This window comes from Streptomyces africanus, from assembly GCF_002150735.1.
Classification (GTDB): Bacteria; Actinomycetota; Actinomycetes; order Streptomycetales; family Streptomycetaceae; genus Streptomyces; species Streptomyces africanus.
On sequence record NZ_MUKA01000267.1, the window covers coordinates 1 to 659 of the forward strand.

Here is a 659-nt window from a genome sequence, read left to right on the forward strand (position 1 = left end):
ACCGTCCACGTCCCGGCTTCCCTGAGGGACACGTCATGCGGCTTGCGGCCGACGAAGAAGTCGACGGCGACGAAGGCCAGTGCGCGCATGCCGGTATAGCCGCGGTGGGCTTCCCAGCCCTGAAGTGTGTAGAGGTAGGGCAGCAGTCGGTAGCGCAGACGGATGAAGGCGAGGATCGTTTCGTAGGTGGTGTCGCCGACGTCTCCGAAGCGCCAGGGTTCGCGTGGTGTCTCGTCGGCGGTGTTCGCGGGCGATCTCGACAAGTTCTTCCTGGGAGGCGTAGTGCTCCTTGGACTGGAAGTAGCCGAGTGCCCAGCGGGGCAAGGGCGGTACCTGGCCGGTCAGCGTCCGGATGCGTCCGACGATCGCGTCGATCTCCGGGCCGAGGATGAAGTAGTAGTCCAGCTCGTCGTCGGTCTCGGTCCAGAAGCGGGTCCCGTCCCGGTCGTCGGTGAACGAGGCGAACGCACAGCTGTCCCAGAGCATTCCGTAGCCGGCGATGGAAACGATGACCGGGGCAGCCACCTTCAAGTTCTGCTGGTACAGGTACTGCTGGTGTCCGCGGTAGTCGAGGATGCCTTCTTCGTGCTGGCCAGGTGAACGCACCGCCGAGGGCGTCGATCCTGAGCCGTGCGGAAGCCGAGACGAGGAGCCCGCCG

General features: G+C 65.4%; 1 protein-coding gene. It reads right to left on the bottom strand.

Annotated features, from left to right (window positions below; genetic code table 11):
* Positions 1–263 (bottom strand): TIM-barrel domain-containing protein (locus tag CCL05_RS46525; RefSeq protein ID WP_143589966.1); only part of this gene is annotated, 263 nt, incomplete at its 3' end.
* Positions 264–659: the final 396 nt, after the last annotated feature.